We start from the raw sequence: 6,607 nt of genomic DNA, 5'->3' as shown, positions 1-6,607 counted from the left end.
GCAAGAGTTACGGCGGCCATAGCGAAGGGGAAACACCCGGTCCCATCCCGAACCCGGAAGTTAAGCCCTTCAGCGCCGATGGTACTGCAACCGAGAGGCTGTGGGAGAGTAGGACGCCGCCGGACATACACTCCGTAGAGGCCACCAGCAATGGTGGCCTCTACGCCATTTCAGCACCTTTCGACGGCCCCGACGGGCCGGGAACCCGAGGAGTCACCGCCGTGGCCGACGACCGACGCAGCAACCGACCCGCAGGTGACGGCCGCCGTGGTGGCGGCCGTCACCAGGGCGGGAAGCCAGGTGGCAAGCCGGGCGGGAAGCCGACCGGCGGCGGTCGCGGACGTGGTCGCGACGGCGACCCCCGCAGCGGTGGGCGTCCCAGTGAGGTGCGGTCCGGTGACCGCCGCGGCCCTGCCCGCGGCGACCGGCAGCCGCGCCGCGACCAGGAGCGCACCGCCGACCAGTCCGCCTATGACGGCCCGGACCTGCCCGCGGAGATCACCGGCGCGGAGCTGGACCGGCAGATCACCAGCCAGCTCAAGGGGCTGCCGGAGAAGCTGGCCAACCGGGTGGCCAGACACCTCGCCGCGGCCGGCGTCTTCATCGACGACGACCCCGAGCTCGCCTTCCAGCACGCGATGGCCGCCCGCGCCCGGGCCCCCCGGCTCGCGGTCGTCCGCGAGGCCGCCGGCGAGGCGGCGTACGCCGCGGGCCACTACGCCGAGGCGCTCGCCGAGCTGCGGGCCGCCAAGCGGATGAACGGCGCGACCGCGTACCTGCCGATCATGGCCGACTGCCACCGCGCCCTCGGGCACCCCGAGCAGGCGGTCAAGCTGGCCAAGAGCCCGTCCGTGGCCTCGTTCGCGCCCCAGGCGAAGGCGGAGATGACGATCGTGGAGGCCGGCGCCCGGCGCGACATGGGGCAGCTCGACGCCGCGCTGCGCGTGCTCGAGGTCGCCCCGCTCAGCTCGAAGTCGCGGGCGCCGTGGGTGGCGCGGCTTCGCTACGCCTACGCAGACATCCTCGAGGCCGCGGGCCGCGAGACCGACGCGCTGGCCTGGTTCCACCGCACCCACGCCGTGGACTCCGAGCAGCTGACCGACGCCGCCGAGCGCGCCGAGGCCCTCGAGCGCCGGCTGGAGGGCTGAGCCCGCCGGCACGGCAACCGGGCGAGGTCAGCGGGGGAGCACCCGCAGGGTGATCTCGGCCCCGGCCCGCTGGGTCGCCCACTGCAGCCCGTCGCGGTAGGCGATTCGTACCGGGTCGATGACGGCGGCCCCCTCGGCGGCGCCGGTCGCCTCGACCACGATCGAGTCGCCGCGGGTCAGCGTCTGCCCCTCGGGGTTGACCATCGTCTCGCAGAAGGCCTCGGGGCGCACCGTCACCGACACCGAGCCGCCGCGACACAGCCACGGCGTGAGCGTGAGCTCGACCGACGACGTGGCGTGCAGCTTGATGCCGGAGATGCTCAGGGTGCGGTCGAAGTCGCTGCCGGGCGTGAAGGCGCCGACGAAGACGCTCTCCCCGGCCGGTGCCGATGCGGTGACCGGACCCTGGGTCAGTGGCAGCGCGGGCGGGTGGGTGGCGACCCACCCTGCCGTGACCGCGACGGCCACGACGGGCACAGCCCACCAGGCCCGGCCGAGCCGCAGCCGCCGGTTCACCTCGAGGGTCGGGGTCGGCGAGGTGCTCACAGCCGGACCCTAGACCACGAGACCCCCGGTGCGGGGCGCCCCGACCGTGCGACACTCACCTGCCATGGACGACGTGCAGCGACCCGCGCTGGAGGGGTCCGTCGCGGTCGGTGACGGGCGCCGACTCAGCTTCGCCGAGTACGGCGCGCCGCGTGGCCCGGCCGTCGTCTGGATGCACGGGACGCCTGGCGCGCGGCGGCAGATCCCGCTCGAGGCCCGGGCGCACGCCGAGGCGGAGGGGCTGCGGATCATCGGCGTCGACCGACCGGGCATCGGGTCGTCGACGCCGCACCTCTACGACGACGTCGCTGCCTGGACGGACGACCTCGCCCTGCTGCTGGATGTCCTGGCCGTCGACACCTGCCGGCTGGTAGGCCTCTCCGGCGGCGGGCCTTACGTGCTCGCAGCCGGAGCCCGGCTGCCCCACCGGGTCCACGGGATCGGCGTGCTGGGCGGCGTCGCGCCGACCCGCGGCCCCGACGCCGTGGCCGGCGGGCCGATCCGGCTCGCGGTGGCGCTGGCGCCGGTGCTCTCGATGACCCGGGTGCCGCTCGGCGTGGCGCTCACCCAGACCATCCGGGTGGTCCGGCCGCTGGCCGGTCCCGCGCTCGACCTCTACGCCGCCCTGCAGCCTCCCGGCGACCGCACCCTGCTGTCGCGACCGGAGTTCAAGGCGATGTTCCTCGACGACCTGCTCAACGGGAGCCGGTTCCAGACCTCGGCCCCGCTCAACGACCTGCTCCTGTTCACCCGCGACTGGGGCTTCCGGTTGGCCGACGTGACCGTGCCCGTGCGGTGGTGGCACGGCGCCGACGACCACATCGTGCCCCACGACCACGGCCGCCAGGTGGTCGACCGCCTGCCGGACGCCACGCTGACCACCATCGACGGAGAGAGTCACCTGGGCGGCCTCGGGATCGCCGAGGCGGTGCTGGACACGCTGATGGCGCTCGGGCCGCGTCGGGCGCCGGACCGCGCCTCGGGCTGAGGGCGAGCGTCCTCCGCGGTTGGGCTGGTGCTCAGCGGCCCCATGGGTCACAATGGGCACACAACTACATGCGTGTCATCTCGAACTCTCCTCCCGAGGAGCCCGCTGGGGAAGGCGTAGCTCAACGCCGGAGGAGAAGGAGACAACGGTGACCGCACAGCGAATCACGGGCAACGACCCCCGCAGCGCCACGCGGGGCGTCCTCTACGTCCACTCGGCGCCTTCCGCGCTGTGCCCGCACGTCGAGTGGGCCGTGGGAGGCGTCCTCGGGGTGGCCGTGAGCATGTCGTGGACCCCGCAGCCGGCCCAGGCCGGCACCTACCGAGCGGAGCTCTCCTGGACGGGGAGCGCCGGCTCGGCCGCCGCCGTGGCCTCGGCCCTGCGCGGCTGGAACCACCTGCGCTTCGAGATCACCGAGGACCCGACGTCGGGCACCGAGGGCTCGCGCTACTCCTACACCCCCGAGCTGGGCGTCTTCCACGCCGTCACCGGCCTGCACGGCGACATCATGATCCCCGAGGACCGGCTCAAGGCGGCCGTGGTCAAGGCCGCGCTCGGCGACACGACCCTGCTCAACGAGATCGACAAGCTGCTCGGCAAGCCCTGGGACGACGAGCTCGAGACCTTCCGGCACGCCGGCGAGGGCGCGCCGGTGCGGTGGCTGCACCAGGTGGTCTGACCGCCGCGGCGGCCCGGGTCAGCGGCGCTTCTTCGGCTTCTTGAGCCGGAACTTCGACTCCGGCAGCCAGCCCTCGTAGTAGTCGCCGCCGTCGACGCTGGTGACCTTCGTCCGGATCGTGAAGACGCCGGCACGGGTCGCGGGCTTGCAGAGGCGGAAGACGCCGGAGCCGGTGAGCGGGTCAGCGCCGTCGAGGTGCTTGCCCGCCCCGAGGCGGCCGCCGCCCGGGCCGATGAGGAAGGTCTCGATCGCCCAGTAGCCCGGCGGCGGCTTCACCGCGTAGGTGTAGGTGTAGGTGTGGCACCCGCGCTTGAGCACCCCGGGCTTGCCCTTGGTGTAGCCCCACTCGGGGTGCACGGCGGCCTCGGCCGGCCCCACGAGGCTGGAGCCGAGCAGCGCCGCCGACAGCAGCGAGGCGACCCCCAGCCGGCTGGCGATCCGACCGGACCCGAAGCGCATGACTACTCCCGTCGCGTGTGAGGCACGTCTCTCGTCCAACGATGCCCGACGCGCGCGGTTACGCCAACCGGGTGGCGGTCGTCACAGGGGGATGTTGCCGTGGTCCCCCTGGCGGACGCCCGCCGTCTGGAACGACTCGTCGATCGCGCGGGCGATCGCGGAGCGGGTGCGCGACGGGTCGACGACCTCGTCGACGACGCCGATCTCGACGGCCTTGTCGATCCCGCCGGCGATCCGCTCGTGCTCGGCGGCCAGCTCGGCCTCGACCTGGGGGCGGATGTCGGGGGTCACCTCGGCCAGCCGGCGCCGGTGCAGGATCCGGATCGCGGCCACCGCGCCCATCACCGCCACCTCGGCTCCGGGCCAGGCGAACACCTTCGTGGCGCCGAGCGAGCGCGCGTTCATCGCGATGTAGGCGCCGCCGTAGGTCTTGCGGGTCACCAGGGTGACCCGGGGCACGACGCACTCGCCGAAGGCGTGCAGGAGCTTGGCGCCGCGACGGACCACCCCGTCCCACTCCTGGCCGACACCCGGCAGGTAGCCCGGGACGTCGACGAGCACGATGAGCGGGATGCCGAAGGCGTCGCACATCCGCACGAAGCGGGAGGCCTTCTCGGCCGAGAGCGAGTCGAGGCAGCCGCCGAGGCGCAGCGGGTTGTTGGCGACGACGCCCACGGTGTGACCGCCGAACCGGCCCAGGGCGGTGACGATGTTGGGAGCCCACTTGGCGTGCAGCTCGCGCGTGGTGCCCTCGTCGAGCACCGCCTCGACGAGCGGGTGCACGTCGTAGGCGCGCTTCTTCGACTCCGGCAACAGGTCGGCCAGGTCGCGGTCGTCGACGTCGGCGACCCGCAGGCTGCCGGGGGAGCCCAGCAGCGAGGCGACGTCGCGGGCGCTCCGCAGCGCCGCCTCCTCGCTGTCGGTGAGCACGTGCACGACGCCGGAACGGCGACCGTGGGGCTCGGGGCCGCCGAGGCGGAGCATGTCGACGTCCTCGCCGGTCACCGAGCGCACCACGTCGGGCCCGGTGACGAAGATCCGCCCCTCCGGCCCGAGGATCACGACGTCGGTGAGCGCCGGGCCGTACGCCGCGCCGCCGGCGGCGGGGCCCAGCACGACCGAGATCTGCGGGATCTTGCCCGAGGCCTGGGTCATCACGTGGAAGATCCGGCCGACCGCGTGGAGGGAGAGGACCCCCTCGGCGAGCCGGGCGCCGCCGCTGTGCCACAGGCCGATGATCGGCACCCGGTCGGCGATCGCGCGGTGGTAGGCGTCGACGACCACCCGGCAGCCGACGTCGCCCATCGCGCCGCCCATGACGGTGGCGTCGGAGCAGAACGCCACGACCGGGCTGCCCTCGACGGTGCCGACCGCGGCGATCATGCCGCAGTCGTCGTCGGGGCTGATCAGCTCCAGGCTGCCCTCGTCGAGCAGCGCGGTGAGCCGGTGGCGGGGGTGGCGGGGGTCGTCCTCGCGCGGCGGCTTGGGGGCGACCTGGGTGGCCGTCATCAGACCGAACCGAAGGCCACGGCGACGTTGGCGCCGCCGAAGCCGAAGGAGTTGTTGAGCGCGGCTATGTCGCCCTGCGGGAGGTCCCGCGGCTTGGTGGCGATGTCTAGCTCGACCTGGGGGTCCTGGTCGTCGAGGTTGATCGTCGGCGGCGCCACCCGGTGGTGCAGCGCCAGCACGGTCGCGATCGCCTCGAGGGCCCCGGCCCCGCCGAGGAGGTGACCGGTCATCGACTTGGTGCTGGTGACGACGACGTCGGAGACGTGCTTGCCGAGCGTGGCGTGCAGCATCAGGCCCTCGGCGATGTCGCCCTGGGGCGTCGAGGTCGCGTGGGCGTTGACGTGGACGATCGACTCGGGCCCGATGTCCGACTCCGCCAGCGCCCGCAGGATCGCTCGCGAGCCGCCGCGACCCAGCGGGTCGGGCTGGGCGATGTCGTGGGAGTCGGCGGTGATGCCGGCGCCGAGCAGCTCGGCGTAGATCCGGGCGCCGCGCGCCTCGGCGTGCTCGAGGGTCTCGAGCACCAGCACGCCGGCGCCCTCGCCGAGCACGAAGCCGTCGCGAGCGGTGTCCCACGGTCGCGAGACGGTGGTGGGGTCGCCTCCCTCGTCGCCGCTGGCGGTCTTCGACAGCGCCATCATGTTGGCGAACGCCGCCATCGGGAGCGGGTGGATCGCCGCCTCGGTGCCGCCCGCGACCACGACGTCGGCCCGACCGAGCCGGAGCTGGTCGAGCGCCAGCGCGATGCCCTCGTTGCCGGAGGCGCACGCCGAGATCGGGGTGTTGACCGCGGCCCGGGCACCGACGTGGAGGCTGATCTGGGCCGCCGGCGCGTTGGGCATCAGCATCGGCACGGCCAGCGGCGAGACCCGGCGGGGGCCCTTGGTCTTGAGGATGTCGTAGTTGTCGAGCAACGTGTTGACGCCGCCGATGCCCGACGCCATCGCGACGCCCACCCGCTCGGGCTCCAGCTCGCCGGCCTCCTGCGCGGCGGCCAGGCCGGAGTCGGCCCAGGCCTCCATCGCGGCGACCATGGCGAGCTGGGAGGAGCGGTCGAGCCGGCGGGCCTTGACCCGCTCGAGGACCTCGGTCGGCTCGACGGCCACCCGGCCGGCGATCTTGACCGGCATCTCCTCGGCCCACTCGTCGGTCAGCCGGCGGACCCCCGACCGACCGTTGACCAGGGCGTCCCACGTGGAGGGGACGTCACCCCCGACCGGGCTGGTGGTGCCCATTCCGGTGACGACGACGCGTGTGCGGCTCATGCTCGTGACTGCT

Annotated in this window: 7 protein-coding genes and 1 rRNA gene; 4 read left to right on the top strand and 4 right to left on the bottom strand. The window is 73.8% G+C overall.

Annotated elements, in window-relative coordinates; genetic code table 11:
* Positions 1–8 precede the first annotated feature (8 nt).
* Positions 9–125, top strand: a 5S ribosomal RNA gene (rrf, locus tag JT721_RS19700).
* Between the two features lie 261 nt (positions 126–386).
* Complete coding sequence (locus JT721_RS19695) at positions 387–1,148, top strand: tetratricopeptide repeat protein (protein WP_307828164.1); 762 nt, start codon at positions 387–389, stop codon at positions 1,146–1,148.
* 27 nt (positions 1,149–1,175) lie between these two features.
* On the opposite strand, the gene JT721_RS19690 is transcribed toward JT721_RS19695, so the two are convergent.
* Positions 1,176–1,694 carry a hypothetical protein gene (locus JT721_RS19690; protein WP_205475126.1) on the bottom strand — a complete coding sequence of 173 codons (519 nt, stop codon included), beginning with the start codon at positions 1,692–1,694 and terminating at the stop codon, positions 1,176–1,178.
* Between the two features lie 64 nt (positions 1,695–1,758).
* Between JT721_RS19690 and JT721_RS19685 the strand changes: the two genes are divergently transcribed.
* Together JT721_RS19685 and JT721_RS19680 are read left to right on the top strand one after the other, a co-directional pair.
* Entirely contained in the window at positions 1,759–2,682 is a 924-nt protein-coding gene (locus JT721_RS19685) for an alpha/beta fold hydrolase (RefSeq protein WP_205475125.1), read from the top strand.
* Between the two features lie 148 nt (positions 2,683–2,830).
* On the top strand, positions 2,831–3,361 hold the full coding sequence (locus JT721_RS19680) for a DUF3145 domain-containing protein (RefSeq protein WP_307828163.1): 531 nt from the start codon (positions 2,831–2,833) through the stop codon (positions 3,359–3,361).
* An 18-nt stretch (positions 3,362–3,379) separates the two neighbouring features.
* Here JT721_RS19680 and JT721_RS19675 read toward each other — a convergent pair whose 3' ends face one another.
* The 3 genes from JT721_RS19675 to JT721_RS19665 all read right to left on the bottom strand — a co-directional run bounded on the left by JT721_RS19675 (position 3,380) and on the right by JT721_RS19665 (position 6,594).
* The gene (locus tag JT721_RS19675; RefSeq protein ID WP_205475123.1) at positions 3,380–3,820 is read right to left on the bottom strand and encodes a hypothetical protein; all 441 of its coding nucleotides are present in this window, start codon (positions 3,818–3,820) and stop codon (positions 3,380–3,382) included.
* Positions 3,821–3,901: 81 nt separating this feature from the next.
* Complete coding sequence (locus JT721_RS19670) at positions 3,902–5,329, bottom strand: acyl-CoA carboxylase subunit beta (protein ID WP_205475122.1); 1,428 nt, start codon at positions 5,327–5,329, stop codon at positions 3,902–3,904.
* Positions 5,329–6,594: a beta-ketoacyl synthase gene (locus tag JT721_RS19665; protein ID WP_205475121.1), complete on the bottom strand. Its 1,266-nt coding sequence runs from the start codon at positions 6,592–6,594 to the stop codon at positions 5,329–5,331. Before JT721_RS19665 ends, JT721_RS19670 begins: the two co-directional genes overlap by 1 nt.
* Positions 6,595–6,607: the final 13 nt, after the last annotated feature.

Origin of the sequence: Nocardioides sp. SYSU D00038 (assembly GCF_016924665.1) — a bacterium.
GTDB lineage: Bacteria > Actinomycetota > Actinomycetes > Propionibacteriales > Nocardioidaceae > Nocardioides.
This window is presented reverse-complemented; position numbering and strand designations above follow the sequence as displayed.